Origin of the sequence: Prauserella isguenensis (assembly GCF_014191605.1) — a bacterium.
In the GTDB taxonomy this organism is placed as follows: Bacteria; Actinomycetota; Actinomycetes; order Mycobacteriales; family Pseudonocardiaceae; genus Prauserella; species Prauserella isguenensis.
The window spans coordinates 110,688-127,319 of record NZ_JACHWU010000003.1 but is presented as its reverse complement, the minus strand read 5'-3'; the positions used below and the strand labels follow the sequence as shown (position 1 = coordinate 127,319).

Below are 16,632 nucleotides of genomic sequence, written 5' to 3'. Positions count from 1 at the left end.
CGGCGCACCGAGGGAGCAAGGCGCATCGAGCGCAGGCATCGAGCGCAGGTATCGAGGAAGGAGGTCGGCCCGTGCGGCTGGACCACGAATTCACCGTCCCGGCACCCATCGACGAGGTGTGGCAGGCGATCATCGACCCGGAGCGCGTGGCGCCGTGCATGCCCGGGGCCACGCTGACGTCCGTCGAGGGCGACACGTTCAAGGGCACGGTGAAGGTCAAGCTGGGCCCGGTCTCCCTGCTCTACAAGGGCAACGGCGAGTTTCTCGAGAAGAACGAGACGTCGCGGGAGATCACGATCAAGGCGTCCGGCAAGGACTCCCGGGGCGCGGGCACGGCGGCGGCGACGGTCACCGTGACCCTGACGGCCGAGGGCGGCAGCACGAAGGGTGCGGTCGCCACGGACCTGAACGTGACCGGTAAACCGGCCCAGTTCGGCCGCGGCATGATCTCCGAGGTGGGCGGCAAGATCCTCGACAGTTTCGCCGAGAACCTGTCGGCCGAACTGGGATCGGACTCCTCGGCTGCGTCGAGCTCGTCGGAGTCGGCAGGAACGTCGAGCGCGGCGGGTACGTCGGGTACGGACGGCGGTTCGGCGGGCCCCGCGGCATCGTCGGGCCGGGACACGACCCCGGGTGCCGGAGGTGGGTCGGCCATCGCGAGCGGTGCGGCCGCGGCGTCTCCGCCGCCGGAGCCGGAGAAACCGCAGCTCGAGTCGGTCAAACCCGGTGGCGGCCGGGAGGCCGAGGCCATCGACCTGTTCGACTACGCGGGCGCGTCGGTCGCCAAACGTGCCGCGCCGATGATCGGCGGTCTCGTCGCCCTGGTCGGCGTGATCGCCATCATCCGCCTGCTGTGCGGGAAGAAGCAGGGCGGCGCCGACACCTGACCGTGGCGGTGCGGCGGATCGCCGCCAGGGGCCGCAGTGATTCCCCCCGGTCGGGACGAAGGCGGGGCGGGCCATGCGGCACGCGGCGTGCCCGGAATGAGTGGCGCGCCCGCGGGGTTGCACCCGGTATGTGGGCCGATTACACCGTGGACGTCGCCGTCATCGGCGCGGGGCAGGCGGGGCTGTCCGCCGCCTATTTCCTCCGGCGGGCCGGGCTCGCGCCGGAGGCCGGTTTCGTTGTCCTCGACCACGCCAAACGGGCCGGCGGAGCGTGGCAGTACCGGTGGCCGTCGCTGCGGCTCGGCAGGGTGCACGGGTTGCACGACCTGCCGGGGCTCCCGCTCGAGGACGCCGACGCAGACAGGCCCGCCTCGGAGGTCGTCAGCGAGTACTTCGCCCGCTACGAACGCACCTTCGATCTGCCGGTTCACCGGCCTGCCGACGTGCGCTCGGTGCGGTACGCCGACGGCGAGCGGAGCGGATTCCTCGTCGACACGCTCACCGAGACGTGGCTCGCCCGCGGGATCGTCAACGCGACCGGTACGTGGGACCGCCCCTTCCAGCCGTGGTACCCGGGCCGCGGCACGTTCGCCGGCAGGCAGTTGCACACCGCCGACTTCACCGGGGCCGCCGAGTTCCGGGACCGGCGTGTCGTGGTCGTCGGAGGGGGTAGTTCCGCCGTGCAGCAGCTGTTGGAGATCGCCCCGGTCGCCGCGGCCACGACGTGGGTCACGCGCACGCCGCCGGTGTTCCGCGACGAGGAGTTCACGCCCGAGTACGGCCGCGAGGTCGTCGCCGAGGTGGACGAACGCGTCCGCGAAGGCAAACCGCCACGCAGCGTCGTCAGCGTGACCGGCCTGATGCTCACCCCCGAGGTCCGCGCTGCGCGAGAGGCGGGAGTGCTCGACCGCAGGCCGATGTTCGAGCGCATCACGCCCAGTGGGGTGGCCTGGTCCGACGGCACCGAAGAACCTGCCGACGTCATTCTGTGGGCCACCGGGTTCCGGGCGGCCCTCGACCACCTGGCTCCGTTGGGCCTGCGGGAGCGCGGGGGCGGTATCCGGATGAACGGCACCGAGGTCGTGGCCGAGCCGCGCGTCCACCTTGTCGGCTACGGTCCGTCCGCGAGCACGGTCGGTGCCTCCCGGGCGGGACGCTCCGCGGTCCGCGGTCTGCGAAGCGCTTTGGCGTTGTGACCAGCGTGGATGGGGGTCGCGTGTGCCGAGGGTGCGCGATCGTTCCCCACGGCCGGGGGTCACCGAGGGAGGTCTGTACACCCAGAGTAGCCGGAGGTGCTCCGGCGGGTCGACGGCGTCGCGGTATACGTCACTGCGGAGGCGGGCAGGGTGGACTGGCTCCGGCCCGACGCGTAGGTTTAACCCCCTGATAACCGAAGATCGAGGCTGCTCGAACCATGAGCGGGAGAGACCTCGTGCGTTGGTAGCGCGAGGCGCCGAAGGAGCAAAGACCCCACAATCTCTCAGGTACCGTTACCGCCATGGTGAGGCCACTCTGGAAAGTGGGCTCAGGTGAGCCTCACCCAAGGTGAAAGCCGTGTACGCACGGTGAAACTCTCAGGTGTCATGACAGAGGGGGAGTTCCCAGCGTGGCGGGTATCCCTGTCATGCGCTTGAAAGGAGCTCCTCGATGACAGTGCCCGCACTGCCTTCGACGTTCATGCCCCGGCACATCGGCCCGGCCGAGTCGGAGCAGGCAAAAATGCTGGCCGAATGCGGTTACGGCAGCCTCGACGCGCTCGTCGCCGCCGCGGTGCCGTCGGCCATTCGGACGTCGGGCGCGCTGTCGCTGCCCGAAGCGGCCTCCGAGGAGGAGGCCATCGGCGAGCTGCGCGCACTCGCGGAGAAGAACCGTCCGATGATCCAGATGATCGGGCTCGGCTATCACGACACAGTGACGCCGGCCGTCATCCGACGGAACGTGCTGGAGAACCCGGCCTGGTACACGGCGTACACGCCGTACCAGCCGGAGATCTCGCAGGGCCGGCTCGAAGCGCTGCTCAACTTCCAGACGATGGTGTCCGACCTGACCGGCCTGGACACCGCCAACGCCTCGATGCTCGACGAGCCGACCGCCGTCGCCGAGGCGATGATGCTCATGCGCCGCGCGTCGAAGGCCAAGTCCTCGACACTGGTCGTCGACGCCGAATGCCTGCCGCAGACCGTTTCGGTGCTGCGCACGCGGGCCGAGGTCATCGGCATCGACCTCGACGTCCGTGAGCTGTCGCAGGGGCTGCCGGACGAGTTCTTCGGCGTGGTCGTCCAGTACCCCGGTGTGTCCGGTGTGCTGCGCGAGCCGGAGTTCTACTCGCGCATCGGCGAGGCGGCCAAGGAGGCCAAGGCGCTTTACTGCGTGGCGGGCGACCTGCTGGCGCTGACCATGGTGCAGGCGCCCGGCGAGTTCGGCGCCGACGTGGCTGCGGGCAGCAGTCAGCGGTTCGGCGTGCCCATGGGGTACGGCGGTCCGCACGCCGGCTACCTGGCCGTGCGGCAGGGTCTCGAGCGGTCGCTGCCGGGCCGGCTGGTCGGCGTGTCCGTCGACGAGGGGGGCGCGCCCGCCTACCGGCTCGCGTTGCAAACCCGCGAACAGCACATTCGCCGGGAGAAGGCGACGAGCAACATCTGCACGGCGCAGGTGCTGCTGGCGGTGATGGCGTCGATGTACGCGGTCTACCACGGTCCGGAGGGGCTGCGCGGGATCGCCGAGCGTGTGCACGGCCACGCAGCGACGCTGGCCGCGGGCCTGCGCGACGGCGGCGTCGAGGTCGTCCACGAGCGCTTCTTCGACACGGTGCTCGCCCGGGTCCCGGGCAAGGCGGAGGCTGTCGTCGCGGCCGCACGCGAGGCAGGCATCAACCTCGGCCGGGACGGCGCGGACCACGTCCGGATCGCCTGCGACGAGGGCACGTCCGCCGACACCGTCGCCGCGGTGCTCGCGGCGTTCGGGGTCGGCGCGAAGGCCGACGGTGGCCCCGCGATCCCAGCCGGGCTCGAGCGCACCACGGAGTACCTGACGCACGAGGTGTTCCACACCCACCGGTCCGAGACGGCGATGCTGCGCTATCTGCGCAGGCTGGCCGACCTGGACTACGCGCTGGACCGGGGCATGATCCCGCTGGGTTCGTGCACGATGAAGCTGAACGCCACCACGGAGATGGAGGCGGTCACCTGGCCCGAATTCGCGGGGATCCACCCGTTCGCGCCGGCCGACGATGCGGCGGGCTACCGGGAACTGACCGAGCAGCTCAGCACGTGGCTGGCCGAGGTCACCGGTTATCACTCGGTGTCGTTGCAGCCGAACGCGGGCAGCCAGGGCGAGCTCGCAGGCCTGCTGGCGATTCGCGCCTACCACCGCGCGAACGGCGAGCCCGAGCGTGACGTCTGCCTGATCCCGTCGTCCGCCCACGGCACGAACGCCGCCTCGGCGGTGCTGGCGGGTATGCGCGTGGTCGTGGTGGCCTGCACCGACGACGGCGACATCGACCTCGACGACCTGCGGGCCAAGGCGGACCAGCACCGTGACACGCTCGCCGCGATCATGGTCACCTACCCGTCGACGCACGGCGTGTACGAGACCGGCATCTCCGAGCTCGCCGACATCGTCCACGAAGCCGGCGGGCAGGTCTATGTGGACGGTGCGAACCTCAACGCGCTGTTGGGACTGGCCAAGCCCGGCGAGTTCGGTGGCGACGTCTCGCACCTGAATCTGCACAAGACGTTCTGCATCCCGCACGGTGGTGGCGGCCCCGGCGTGGGGCCGGTGGCCGTGCGCGAGCACCTCGCGCCGTACCTGCCCAACCACCCGCAGTTCGACGAGGCCGGGCCCGCGACCGGGGTCGGCCCGATCTCGGGCGCCCCGTTCGGGTCGGCGTCGATCCTGCCGATCTCGTGGGCCTACGTGCGGATGATGGGCTCGGTCGGACTGACGAGGGCGACGCAGGTCGCCGTGCTGGCGGCCAACTACGTGGCCGCGCGGCTGAGCCCGCACTACCCGGTGCTCTACACCGGCCAGCACGGCCTGGTGGCGCACGAGTGCATCATCGACCTGCGCCAGCTGACCAAGCAGACCGGCGTGACCGTCGACGACGTCGCCAAGCGGCTCATCGACTACGGCTTCCACGCGCCCACGATGTCGTTCCCGGTGGCGGGTACGTTCATGGTCGAGCCGACCGAGAGCGAGGACCTGGGCGAACTGGACCGCTTCTGCGAGGCGATGATCTCGATCCGCAGGGAGATCGCCGAGGTCGCCTCGGGTACGTGGGACGTCGAGCAGAGCCCGCTGCGGGGCGCGCCGCACACCGCGGAGCAGATCGCGGGGGAGTGGGACCGGCCGTACGACCGCATGCTCGCGGTGTACCCGGGCAAGACGCGGGCCAAGGGCAAGTACTTCTCGCCCGTGCGCCGGATCGAAGGCGCCTACGGTGACCGCAACCTCGTGTGCTCCTGCCCGCCCGTCACCGACTTCGAAAGCTGAGACGATGAAGACTCCGCTACACGACGTCCACAGTGGACTCGGTGCGTCGTTCACCGACTTCGCCGGCTGGGACATGCCGGTGCGGTACTCCAGTGATCTCGCCGAACATCGCGCGGTTCGCGAGGCCTCCGGGCTGTTCGACCTCTCGCACATGGGCGAGATCGAACTGACCGGCCCGCAGGCCGCCGACGCGCTCGACTACGCGCTGAGCGGAAAGCTGTCGGCCGTGGCCGTCGGCCGCGCGCGGTACAGCATGATGTGCAACGAGCGGGGCGGTGTGGTCGACGACCTCGTGGTCTACCGCCTCGGCGAGGAGCGCTACTTGGTGGTCGCCAACGCGGGCAACGCCGCCGAGGTATCGGCCGAACTGGTGCGCCGCGCCGAGGGCTTCGACACGATCGTCGATGACCGGTCCGCCGAGACCGCTCTGATCGCCGTGCAGGGGCCGACGTCGGCGGCCATCGTCGGCGCCGTCAGCGACGCCGATCTCGCCGCGCTGAAGTACTTCGCGAGCGTACCGACGACCGTCGGAGGCCGGGAGGTGCTGCTCGCGCGCACCGGCTACACGGGCGAGGACGGGTTCGAACTGTTCGTTGCCAATGCCGATGCGGCGGCCGTGTGGCAGGTGCTGACCGAGGCCGGCGAGGGTCACGGTCTCGTGCCGTGCGGACTGGCCTGCCGGGACACGTTGCGCCTCGAGGCGGGTATGCCGCTGTACGGCAACGAGCTCTCCGCCGACGGGTCACCCTTCGCGGCGAACCTCGGCCGGGTGGTCCGGTTCGACAAGGAGGGTGATTTCGTCGGCCGCGCGGCCCTCGAGAACCAGCCCGAACCGGAGACGGTCCTGGTGGGCCTCACCGGCGGTGGCAGGCGCGCGCCACGGCACGGCTACCGTGTCCTGCAGGGCGACGACGAGGTCGGGGAGATCACCAGTGGTGCGCTCTCGCCGACTCTCGGACACCCGATCGCCATGGCGTACGTGCCCGTCCGGTGCTCGGAGCCCGGCACGACCCTGTCCGCCGACATCCGCGGTCGCCTCGAACCCGTCGAGGTGGTCGCCCTGCCGTTCTACCAGCGTCGCTGAAAGGCCTGACATGACGATTCCCCAGAACCTGCGCTACACCAAGGAACACGAGTGGATCTCCGTCGACGGTGACGTCGTCACCGTGGGTATCACCGCGTTCGCGGCCGAGGCCCTCGGCGACGTCGTCTTCGTCGAACTGCCGGAGGCCGGTTCGGAGGTGAGCGCGGGCACGCCGTGCGGCGAGATCGAGTCGACCAAGTCGGTCAGCGAGATCTACGCCCCGGTCGACGGCGAGATCACGGAGGTCAACCAGGCCGTCATCGACAACCCGGAGTCCGTGAACTCCGATCCGTATGAACAAGGGTGGCTGTTCAAGGTCCGCGTCGAGAGCATGCCGGAACTGATGGACGCCGCCGCTTATACCGCGCTCACCCAGGAGGGCTGACCATGAGTTCGTTCGAAGCCGATCTGTCCACTGTAGACCCTGACGTCGCCGCGGCGGTCGCCGACGAGCTGCGCCGCCAGCAGTCGACGCTGGAGATGATCGCCTCCGAGAACTTCGCGCCCGTGTCCGTTCTCGAAGCGCAGGGCTCGGTGCTGACGAACAAGTACGCCGAGGGTTACCCGGGCAAGCGTTACTACGGCGGCTGCGAGCACGTCGACGTCGTCGAGAACCTGGCGATCGAGCGGGCCAAGTCGCTGTTCGGTGCCGAGCACGCCAACGTGCAGCCCCACTCGGGTGCGCAGGCCAACGCGGCGGCGATGGTGTCGCTGCTCAACCCGGGCGACACGATCCTCGGGCTCGACCTCGCGCACGGCGGTCACCTGACGCACGGCATGAAGCTCAACTTCTCCGGCAAGCTCTACAACGTCGCGGCCTACCACGTCGACAAGGAGACCGGTCTGGTCGACATGGCCGAGGTCGAGCGGCTGGCCAACGAGCACAAGCCGCAGCTGATCATCGCGGGCTGGTCGGCGTACCCGCGGCAGCTCGACTTCGCCGAGTTCCGCCGGATCGCCGACTCCGTGGGCGCCAAGCTCATGGTCGACATGGCCCACTTCGCGGGCCTCGTCGCCGCGGGCCTGCACCCGAACCCGGTGCCGTACGCCGACGTCGTCACGACCACGACGCACAAGACGCTCGGCGGCCCGCGCGGCGGCATCGTGCTGTCGAAGCAGGAGTACGCCAAGAAGATCAACTCGGCGGTGTTCCCCGGCCAGCAGGGCGGCCCGCTCGAGCACGTGATCGCCGGTAAGGCGGTGGCGCTGAAGATCGCGGCGAGCGACGAGTTCAAGGAGCGCCAGCAGCGCGTGCTCGAGGGCGCCAAGATCCTCGCGAACCGGCTCTCCGAGTCCGACGCCGCCGATGCGGGCGTGCGGGTGCTGACCGGCGGTACGGACGTGCACCTGGTGCTGGTCGACCTGGTCAACTCCACGTTGGATGGTCAGCAGGCCGAGGACCGGCTGCACGAGATCGGCATCACCGTGAACCGCAACGCGGTGCCGTTCGATCCCCGTCCGCCGATGGTGACCTCGGGTCTGCGGGTGGGTGCGCCCGCGCTGGCCACGCGTGGTTTCGGCGCTGAGGACTTCACCGAGGTCGCCGACATCATCGCGCGTGCGCTGCAGCCGAACGCCGACGACGCCGTGCTCGGTGAGCTGCGGGGCCGCGTGGAGCTGCTCGCCAAGAAGCACCCGCTGTACCCGGAACTGTCCTGACGTCGGCAGTACCCGGATCGGCGACGGCCCGCTCGCGCTTCGGCGCGGCGGGCCGTTGCCGTGTGCGCGGAAGGTCCTTCCGGCCGTGCTCGACGTCAGCCGGGTTCGCTCGATCGAGCACGTGGCGGCTCGCCCGGGTTGTGAGGGTGCCGCGGCGGCTGGTGAGTGGGCTCAGTCGGTGACGAGGGCCAGCGCGAAACCGTCGTAGCCCTTGCCGGCGACGGTCTGCAGCGCCGTGGCGTCGACGCGCGGCTCGGCGGCCATCAGCTCGAACATCTCCCGGGTGCCGCGCACTCCTGGGTCGTCGGAGGCGGCGTCGGCGACAGCGCCGTGGCGGACGACGTTGTCCACGACGATCACCGTCCCCGGCAGGCCCAGTTCGAGTGCCCAGCGGAAGTAGGCGGGGTTGTTGGCCTTGTCCGCATCGAGGAAGACGAGGTCGAACGGGGCGTCGTCGCGCAGGGTGGGCAGCGTGTCGAGTGCTGCGCCGACGTGGATGTCGACCCGGTCGCCCACGCCGGCACGGTCGACGTTGCCGCGCGCGACGTCGGCGAACCGCGGGTCGGCCTCGAGCGTGACCAGGGTTCCGTCCGGCGGTAGCGCGCGGGCGAGGCAGATGGCGCTGTAGCCGCCGAGCGTGCCGACCTCGAGGATCGACCGCGCGCGGATCATGGTGGCCAGCAGTGTGAGGAACCGGCCCTGCGGTGGGCTGACGGCGATGTCGGGGAGGCCCGCGTCCGCTGCGGCGCGGGCCGCGTCGTCGAGTGCTTCGTCGGAACCGAGCAGGTTGTCGGTCAGGTAGTCGTCCACCGTGGCCCATGTCCGAGGATCCATGCCCCGGAGGTTAGGCGCTCGTCCCGCATCGTGCTCGGGAATCCCCGCCGTGTCTCGGGCGCGGCGACGACCGTCCCGAGCTGCCGGATCCGGACGCCTGTCGCGTCTACCTCCACGGTGACCAACACCGACGTCCGGCGGCCGCCGTCCCCACGTCACCTCCGGCCGCGTCACAGGCCCGCGGGTGATCACACCGTCTCACCCGCCTCGTCCTGGTCGTGCTGGGCCAGGTGCACGACGGCGTCGCGCAGCGCGGCCCGGAACCGGCCCACCTCGAGCGGTCCGAGTACCGCCGTCTCCCCGGGAGGGGCGACCACGACCACCTGCTCCTCACTGGAGAACACGGTGAGTTTGCGCTTGCGTCCCGCCAGGTCGCGGCAGGGAACCACCCACTCGTTCTGATCCGACATGCCGACCGCCTTCCTCCGTGCTTCATCGGGCTGAGCACAGGTGGGACGCGGCCACGGCTACGCCATGACGCGACCGACGCACGGAATGTCACGAATCCGGCGTCTCAGAAGTCGTGCGAGGCTTCGGTGGGTTCGCCGGAGCGGAGTCGTCGCAGGTGAACGCGCCGCCGGAGCCGGATGGCGGGACGGATCATCAGCTGGATACTTCCGATGAGAAACAGCCACGTCCCGGCGTACTCGGTGCTGGGGGAGAAGAACAGCACGCTGCCGATCACGAACCAGAGCGCGATCAACAGGTCGTTGACGATGCTCGCCACCTCGTAGCGGCGGCGGATGAGGAGCTCTTCGTCACCGATCCGGAAGTGCAGCGGTCCACGGTCGTCGTCGGCCATGTGATCACGGTGCCACCGCGCGGGTGGGGCCGCAGGTCAGGCGCCTGCGGAGCGGGGGCGGACCATGGTCAGGAAGCTCGTCAGCGCCAGCGCGAAGAACGCGGCCATGAGCGCCACCATCGGCACGGCCGAGCTCTCGCCGAACAGGGCGATCAGTGGGGAGGACGCGCCGGCGATGAGGAACTGCAGGACGCCCAGCAGCGCCGACGCCGAGCCCGCCTTGTCCGGGTGATCGGACATCGCCAGCGCCATTGCGTTGGGCATCACCATGCCGTTGGAACACACCACCAGATAGACCGCGGGCAGCAGGACCGGCAGCCCGAGCTCTGCGACCGCGGCGACGGTGGCGACGACGCCTGCCGTCGTACCCGCCAGCAGGCCGGTGCGGAGCAGGCCCCGTTGGCTGAACCGGCCGACCAGTCGCCCGTTGACCTGGGTCATGATGACCAGGCCGATCGCGCCGCCGCCGAAGGCGAAGCTGTAGGCCTGCGGGTCGAGGCCGTAGATGTCCTGGAGCACGAAGCTGGACGCCGAGATGTAGGTGAACATGCCGGCGAACCCGAGCCCGATGGTGAGTGCGGACCCGAGGAACGCGCGGTGGCGCAGCAGGCTGAGGTAGGTGCGCAGGACGCCGCCGATCCGCGCGGGCCTGCGGGACGTCTGCGGCAGCGTCTCCGGCAGAGCCAGCGCCGAGACGAGGAGCAACACCCCGCCGAACGCGGCGAGGGCGGCGAAGATGCCGCGCCACGAGGTCACCGTGAGCAGCTGACCGCCGATGATCGGCGCCAGGATCGGTGCCACGCCCGTGACCAGCATCAAAGCCGAGAAGAACCGGGACATGGCGATGCCGGAGAAGAGGTCGCGGACCGTCGCGCGTGCGACCACGATGCCTGCGGCCGCGCCGAACGCCTGCAACGCCCGTGCACCGATCAACATCTCGATCGACGGGCTGAACGCGCACAGCACACTCGCCGTGATGTACAGCGCGACACCCACCAGCAGCGGCTTCCGCCTGCCGAAGGCGTCCGACAGCGGCCCGGCCACCAGCTGGCCCGCGCCGAGGCCGATCACGAATGCCGCGAGGGTGAGCTGCACCAGTGAGTTGGCGGCGGAGAGGTCGCCGGCCATGCCGGGAAGTGCGGGCAGGTACATGTCGATCGAGAGCGGGCCGAACGCGGTCAGGCCGCCGAGAATGAGTGCGAAACGCAACCGGCCGGTGCGGCTGAGCCGAGCTCCTGCATCGGCGTCTGGGGCCACGGTGGTGGCTGCGGTCACGGTTCCTCCCGGTGCTCGTGAGTGCTGACGTCCTCCTGGAACAAGTAGCGAGCATGGCTAACTATTCCCTCGACGGAGGGTGATCTGAGACGGGTGTACCGGTCGGGTCGGAGCACCGGATGAACCCGGTGGGGTATCCGCCGGGCGTGGAGTCAGAGCCAGGCGGTGCGGATGCGGACCCGCTGCGGCGGGCCCGGGATGTCGGCGTCACCGGGGCGGTTGGTGATCGTCCACACCGGCTGCGTGGTGTCGGGCAGTCCGTAGAGGTGGTCGTCGCTGCCGCACGTGTAGGTCGGCCTGCGCGGCGGATCGTCCTCGGAGGGGCTGGGCGCGGGCACACAGTGTCGGCCGTCGGCGAGTTCGAGGAACCACGGCCTGTCGGGTTGCCTGCGGTCGGCCGATCCGGGCGTGTCCTCGACGATCCGGATCCGCACGGCCTGCGACTTGGTCGGGTTCTGCACGCACAGAGCCACGTCAGGCCGCGGGTGGTGCCGGACGAAGCACGGGTCGTACAGGAAGTAGCCCTCGGTGGTCATGCACCGCCGCGCGTCCGGGTCGGACAGGTTCACCCCGGACGCGGAGCACTTCGCCGCGGCGTGGTCGACGACCGTGAATCCGGGTGCGGGCCCGCCCTCCGGCGTGAAGGGCTCCACGTGCGTCGCGCGGGTCGCCGTCACCGGAGCGGGGTGGACGCCGGACCCGACCGCGCGGGCGCCCGTGTCGGTACAGCCCGCGAGGGCCAGGAGTGCCGTCACCAGGGCGAGCGAGGCCGGCCGGACACGCCGGGAGTCGAGGGTCGTCACGGTCAGAACCACGCCGTCCGGATGGGCACCTCGTCGAGCCGAGGGCCGGGTTCGGTGCGCTCCTCGGCCTCGCCGTGGCGGTTGGCGATCGTCCACACGCGGTTCGCGGTGTCCGGCATGCCGTACAGGTAATCGTTCCGACCGCACCCGTAGGTGGGGTCTTCCTCGGTGGAGTCGGGATCGTCGGCACCGGGGAACAGCACGCAGTGGCGGCCGTCGGCGAGTTCGAGGAACCACGGCCGGTGGCGTTGCGTCTCCTCCGGCGCGGGACCGGTGTCCTCGACGACCTCGAAGCCCGTCGCCTCGCCGGTGGTCGGATTCTGGATGCAGATCGCCCGGTCCGGCCCCGACCGCACGTGCAGGTAGCACGGGTCGTGCACCTCCTGCGACGTGTGTTCGGCGCCCTTGAGCAGGGGTGCGCAGCGGCGGGCGTCGGCCGTGGTGATGCTGACCCAGGACTGCCAGCAGTTGCCCTGGCCCTTCTCGACGACGTCCAGGCCGGGGTCGGGTTCGCCCGCATCGGTGAAGGGGTCCACGGTGATCTGCTCGGTCGTCGTGACCGGCTGCGCGTGCGCTGCCAGGCGGGGCTCCGACGTGCCGGTGCACCCGCCGAGTCCCGCCAGCGCCGCGACGACCACGACGACTCCCGGGAGGAACTTCCTCACGTCCCGCTGCCTTCCGTTCGCCTTCGCCCGTGCCGGGCCCGGCACGGGCCTCGGACACGCGCCGAGTGTGCGTGTGTGGGGATACGCGCAGCCTAGAGGGGCCGTGCGGACTCGTCGTGGGGGCCCGCCGCCGGAGTCCGGATAATCGGGAGGATCGGTGTGAGCGCGCCCGGTAAGCTGGCCGACGGTATGTGTGCACGTTCCCCCCTCGAAGAGCTGCGCCCGCGGCTGTCCGGTCTGACCATCGGCGACGCCCACCGGGTGCGGCGCCGGATCGACGGCGCCCGCAAGTCCCGAAAGGCGACGCCGGACAAGCTCGCCTCGGTCGCCGCGGAGATCTCCGCCGACATCGACAGGGGAGAGGAGCGGGTGCGCAGGCGCCGTGCGGCGGTGCCGCACATCGCCTACCCCGAGCAGCTGCCGGTCAGCGGGCGAGCGGAGGACATCGCCGAGGCGATCCGCGACAACCAGGTCGTGATCGTGGCGGGCGAGACCGGTTCGGGGAAGACGACGCAGCTGCCGAAGATCTGTCTCGACCTCGGGCTGGGCGTACGTGGGCAGATCGGGCACACCCAGCCGCGGCGGCTCGCGGCGCGCACCGTTGCGGAGCGGGTGGCGAGTGAGGTGAAGACCGAGCTCGGCGCGGCCGTCGGGTACAAGGTGCGGTTCACCGACAGCTCGAGCGACGAGACGCTCCTCAAGGTGATGACCGACGGCATCCTGCTGGCGGAGATCGCACGCGACCGGATGCTGCGGCAGTACGAGGTCCTGATCATCGACGAGGCGCACGAACGCAGCCTCAACATCGACTTCCTGCTCGGCTACCTCAAGCAGCTGCTGCCGAAGCGGCCGGACCTCAAGGTGATCATCACCTCGGCCACGATCGACCCGGACCGGTTCGCCCGGCACTTCGCGGGCGCGGACGGTGAGCCCGCGCCGGTGCTGGAGGTCTCGGGGCGGACGTACCCGGTCGAGGTGCGGTACCGACCGGTGGTCGACCCGGACGACCCCGACGCCGATTCGGAGCGCGACCAGACGCAGGCGATCACCGACGCCGTGCGGGAGCTGGTCGCCGAGGGTCCGGGGGACATCCTGGTGTTCGCCTCGGGGGAGCGCGAGATCCGCGACGCCGGCGACGCGCTGGAGGCGATGGAGCTGCCGAACACCGAGGTGGTGCCGCTGTACGCCCGACTGTCGGCTGCGGACCAGCACCGGGTGTTCCAGCGGCACACGGGCAGGCGCATCGTCGTCGCCACCAACGTCGCGGAGACGTCGCTGACCGTGCCCGGCATCAAGTACGTCGTCGACCCCGGAACGGCACGCATCTCCCGCTACAGCCACCGCACGAAGGTGCAGCGGCTGCCGATCGAACCGGTGTCACAGGCGTCGGCGAACCAGCGCAAGGGCCGATGCGGCCGCACCTCGGACGGTATCTGCATCCGGCTGTACTCCGAGGACGACTTCGATGCCCGGCCGGAATTCACCGACCCGGAGATCCTGCGCACCAACCTGGCGTCGGTGATTCTGCAGATGACCTCGCTGGGCCTGGGTGACGTGGCGGCGTTCCCGTTCGTGGAACCGCCGGACCGCAGGCAGGTCACCGCGGGCGTGCAGCTGTTGCAGGAGCTCGGCGCGCTCGACACGCAGAAGGGGAGACTGACGCCGGTCGGTACACGGCTGGCGCAGTTGCCCGTCGACCCCCGGCTCGGCCGGATGATCCTCGAAGGCGCCCAGAACGGCTGCGTGCGCGAGGTGATGATCATCGCGGCCGGTCTGTCCATTCAGGATCCGCGAGAGCGGCCCGCGGAGCACAAGGAGGCCGCCGGGCAGCAGCACGCGCGCTTCCGCGACAAGGACTCGGACTTCCTGGCGTACCTGAACCTATGGAACTACCTGCGCGAGAAGCAGAAGGAACTGTCGGGCAACCAGTTCCGCAAACTGTGCCGCGCGGAGTATCTGAACCACCTGCGCGTGCGCGAGTGGCAGGACGTCTACAGCCAGCTGCGGCAGTTGCTCAAGCCGCTCGACATCACGCTCAACAGCGTCCCCGGCGACCCCCAGCGCATCCACACCTCGCTGCTCGCGGGGCTGCTGTCGCACATCGGGCTGAAGGACCCCGAGAAGGGCGACTACCTGGGCGCGCGGGGTACGCGGTTCTCGGTGTTCCCCGGGTCTGCGCTGTTCAAGAAGCAGCCGCGCTGGATCGCCTCGGCCGAGCTGGTCGAGACGTCCCGGTTGTGGGCACGGGTCAATGCGAGGGTGGAGCCCGAGTGGATCGAGCCGCTGGCGCAGCATCTGGTCAAACGCACGTATTCGGAACCGCACTGGGAGCGCAAACAGGCGGCGGTGATGGCCTCCGAGCGCGTGACGCTGTACGGCGTTCCGCTCGTCGCGGGCCGCAAGGTGAACTACGGCCGGATCGACCCGGAGGTCTCGCGGGAGCTGTTCATCCGCCGCGCGCTCGTCGACGGTGACTGGGACACGCGGCACCGGTTCTTCCACCAGAACCGAGCACTTCTCGACGAGGTCGAGGAGCTGGAGAATCGTGCGCGCCGGCGGGACATCCTCGTCGACGACGAGACGCTGTTCGCGTTCTACGACGAGCGGATCCCCGCCGACGTGGTGTCGGGCCGGCACTTCGACGCGTGGTGGAAGAAGGCCTCGCGCAGCGATCCGGATCTGCTGAACTTCGAGAAGGCGATGCTCATCAACGCCACCTCCGACGAGGTGCGCGCCACCGACTATCCGGACACTTGGCAGCAGGGCGAGCTGCGGCTTCCGTTGACGTACCAGTTCGAACCGGGAGCCGACGCCGACGGCGTCACCGTCCACATTCCACTCCCGGTGCTGAACCAGGTGACCGCCGAGGGATTCGACTGGCAGGTCCCCGGACTTCGGGAGGGGCTCGTGACGGCACTGATCAAATCGCTGCCGAAGGCGACCCGGCGTAATTTCGTTCCAGCTCCCGACACCGCGCGGGACGTGCTGTCGCATGTGGACCCGTCTCAGGGGCCGCTGCTCGAGGTGCTGAGTTCCGAGTTGGAACGACTGCGCGGCGTCCCGGTGCCGACCGGGGAGTGGGCGCCGGACGCGGTGCCGGAACACCTGCGGATGACGTTTCGCATCGTCGACGAGAAACGTGCGACGGTGGCCGAGGGCAAGGACCTCGAGGCGCTGCGCGACCGGCTGGGCGACCGGGTCCGGGAGACGATCTCCGCGGCGGCCGACGACGTCGAACAGGGTGGCCTGACCACGGCGGCGTTCGGCACGCTGCCGGAGGTGTTCGAGGCGGAACGCCGCGGGCACGCGGTCAAGGCCTACCCCGCCTTGGTGGACGAGGGCGACACGGTCGCGGTGCGGATGCTCGACACCCCTGGCCAGCAGGTCTCGGCGATGCGGACCGGAACGCGCAAGCTCGTGCGGCTCAATCTGCCGTCGCCGATGAAGTACATCAACCGTAACCTCGGAAACCGGGCCAAGCTCGTGCTTGCCCGCAACCCTCACGGCGGGGTGCAGGGACTGCTCGAGGACTGCGTCGACTGTGCGGTGGACAAGCTGATCGCCGAGGCGGGCGGTCCCGTACGGGACGAGGCGGAGTTCCCGACACTGGTGAAGGCGGTGGGGCAGCGACTCAACCCGACCGTGCTCACCGTGCTGGGAGAGGTGGAGAAGATCCTCGCCGAAGTGCACGAGGTCGAAGCCACCCTCTCCGACATGGCCGGACCGGCGATCGCGGAGTCCCTGGCCGACGCCCGCGCACATCTGGACTCGCTGGTGTACGACGGTTTCGTGACCGCGACCGGCTACGACCGGCTGCCTGACCTGGTGCGGTACGTGCGGGGCATCGGACGCAGGCTGGAGAAGCTGCCCGGCGACCCGGCGCGGGACATGGAACGGCTGCGCGAGATCGCCTGGCTGCACGACGAGTACCGGGCCGTGCTCGACGAGGTGCCGCCGCGTACCGAGCCGAGCCCGGAACTCGCCGAGATCCGCTGGATGATCGAGGAGCTGCGGATCAGCTTCTTCGCCCAGACGCTCAAGACCGCGTATCCGGTGTCGGTCAAGCGCATCGTCAAGGCTCTCGACAAGGCTCCGCTGTAGCGGCCGCTCCGCTGTGGCCGCTCCCCTGTGG

General features: G+C 70.1%; 13 protein-coding genes and 1 riboswitch. Of the genes, 7 read left to right on the top strand and 6 right to left on the bottom strand.

Features of this window, described 5'->3' with window-relative positions; translation table 11 throughout:
- Positions 1–71 precede the first annotated feature (71 nt).
- The 6 genes from FHS23_RS13320 to glyA all read left to right on the top strand — a co-directional run bounded on the left by FHS23_RS13320 (position 72) and on the right by glyA (position 8,121).
- Positions 72–887, top strand: coding sequence for an SRPBCC domain-containing protein (locus FHS23_RS13320; RefSeq protein WP_183654280.1), 816 nt, complete (start codon positions 72–74; stop codon positions 885–887).
- Positions 888–1,015: 128 nt separating this feature from the next.
- A complete protein-coding gene (locus FHS23_RS13315) occupies positions 1,016–2,083 on the top strand; it encodes an NAD(P)-binding domain-containing protein (protein ID WP_183654277.1) in 1,068 nt (355 codons plus the stop codon).
- Positions 2,084–2,389: 306 nt separating this feature from the next.
- Positions 2,390–2,487, top strand: a riboswitch (glycine riboswitch).
- Positions 2,488–2,534: 47 nt separating this feature from the next.
- Positions 2,535–5,378, top strand: a complete 2,844-nt coding sequence (gene gcvP / locus FHS23_RS13310; protein ID WP_183654274.1) for an aminomethyl-transferring glycine dehydrogenase — start codon at positions 2,535–2,537, stop codon at positions 5,376–5,378.
- 4 nt (positions 5,379–5,382) lie between these two features.
- Positions 5,383–6,462: a glycine cleavage system aminomethyltransferase GcvT gene (gcvT, locus tag FHS23_RS13305; RefSeq protein ID WP_183654271.1), complete on the top strand. Its 1,080-nt coding sequence runs from the start codon at positions 5,383–5,385 to the stop codon at positions 6,460–6,462.
- A 10-nt stretch (positions 6,463–6,472) separates the two neighbouring features.
- Positions 6,473–6,847 (top strand): glycine cleavage system protein GcvH, encoded by a 375-nt coding sequence (gene gcvH / locus FHS23_RS13300; RefSeq protein ID WP_183654268.1) that lies wholly within the window; start codon positions 6,473–6,475, stop codon positions 6,845–6,847.
- 2 nt (positions 6,848–6,849) lie between these two features.
- Positions 6,850–8,121, top strand: a complete 1,272-nt coding sequence (glyA, locus tag FHS23_RS13295) for a serine hydroxymethyltransferase (RefSeq protein ID WP_183654265.1) — start codon at positions 6,850–6,852, stop codon at positions 8,119–8,121.
- Between the two features lie 171 nt (positions 8,122–8,292).
- Here glyA and FHS23_RS13290 read toward each other — a convergent pair whose 3' ends face one another.
- The 6 genes from FHS23_RS13290 to FHS23_RS13265 all read right to left on the bottom strand — a co-directional run bounded on the left by FHS23_RS13290 (position 8,293) and on the right by FHS23_RS13265 (position 12,500).
- On the bottom strand, positions 8,293–8,955 hold the full coding sequence (locus FHS23_RS13290) for an O-methyltransferase (protein ID WP_183654262.1): 663 nt from the start codon (positions 8,953–8,955) through the stop codon (positions 8,293–8,295).
- Between the two features lie 188 nt (positions 8,956–9,143).
- The gene (locus tag FHS23_RS13285) at positions 9,144–9,365 is read right to left on the bottom strand and encodes a hypothetical protein (RefSeq protein ID WP_183654259.1); all 222 of its coding nucleotides are present in this window, start codon (positions 9,363–9,365) and stop codon (positions 9,144–9,146) included.
- Positions 9,366–9,469: 104 nt separating this feature from the next.
- A complete protein-coding gene (locus tag FHS23_RS13280) occupies positions 9,470–9,757 on the bottom strand; it encodes a YrhK family protein (protein WP_183654255.1) in 288 nt (95 codons plus the stop codon).
- Between the two features lie 36 nt (positions 9,758–9,793).
- The gene (locus FHS23_RS13275; RefSeq protein ID WP_183654251.1) at positions 9,794–11,032 is read right to left on the bottom strand and encodes a Bcr/CflA family multidrug efflux MFS transporter; all 1,239 of its coding nucleotides are present in this window, start codon (positions 11,030–11,032) and stop codon (positions 9,794–9,796) included.
- A gap of 152 nt (positions 11,033–11,184) precedes the next feature.
- On the bottom strand, positions 11,185–11,847 hold the full coding sequence (locus FHS23_RS13270; RefSeq protein WP_183654247.1) for a hypothetical protein: 663 nt from the start codon (positions 11,845–11,847) through the stop codon (positions 11,185–11,187).
- Positions 11,838–12,500, bottom strand: coding sequence for a hypothetical protein (locus tag FHS23_RS13265; protein ID WP_183654244.1), 663 nt, complete (start codon positions 12,498–12,500; stop codon positions 11,838–11,840). The genes FHS23_RS13270 and FHS23_RS13265 overlap by 10 nt, the downstream gene beginning before the upstream one ends.
- A gap of 189 nt (positions 12,501–12,689) precedes the next feature.
- Between FHS23_RS13265 and hrpA the strand changes: the two genes are divergently transcribed.
- Positions 12,690–16,601: an ATP-dependent RNA helicase HrpA gene (gene hrpA, locus FHS23_RS13260; protein WP_183654242.1), complete on the top strand. Its 3,912-nt coding sequence runs from the start codon at positions 12,690–12,692 to the stop codon at positions 16,599–16,601.
- The last annotated feature ends 31 nt before the right edge of the window (positions 16,602–16,632 follow it).

Excerpts from the sequence above, each read along its gene's own strand:
- FHS23_RS13315 (WP_183654277.1), top strand. The coding sequence starts at position 1,016 with ATGTGGGCCGATTACACCGTGGACGTCGCCGTCATCGGCGCGGGGCAG.
- gcvP (WP_183654274.1), top strand. The coding sequence starts at position 2,535 with ATGACAGTGCCCGCACTGCCTTCGACGTTCATGCCCCGGCACATCGGC.
- gcvT (WP_183654271.1), top strand. The coding sequence starts at position 5,383 with ATGAAGACTCCGCTACACGACGTCCACAGTGGACTCGGTGCGTCGTTC.
- gcvH (WP_183654268.1), top strand. The coding sequence starts at position 6,473 with ATGACGATTCCCCAGAACCTGCGCTACACCAAGGAACACGAGTGGATC.
- glyA (WP_183654265.1), top strand. The coding sequence starts at position 6,850 with ATGAGTTCGTTCGAAGCCGATCTGTCCACTGTAGACCCTGACGTCGCC.
- FHS23_RS13290 (WP_183654262.1), bottom strand. The coding sequence starts at position 8,955 with ATGGATCCTCGGACATGGGCCACGGTGGACGACTACCTGACCGACAAC.
- FHS23_RS13285 (WP_183654259.1), bottom strand. The coding sequence starts at position 9,365 with ATGTCGGATCAGAACGAGTGGGTGGTTCCCTGCCGCGACCTGGCGGGA.
- FHS23_RS13280 (WP_183654255.1), bottom strand. The coding sequence starts at position 9,757 with ATGGCCGACGACGACCGTGGACCGCTGCACTTCCGGATCGGTGACGAA.
- hrpA (WP_183654242.1), top strand. The coding sequence starts at position 12,690 with ATGTGTGCACGTTCCCCCCTCGAAGAGCTGCGCCCGCGGCTGTCCGGT.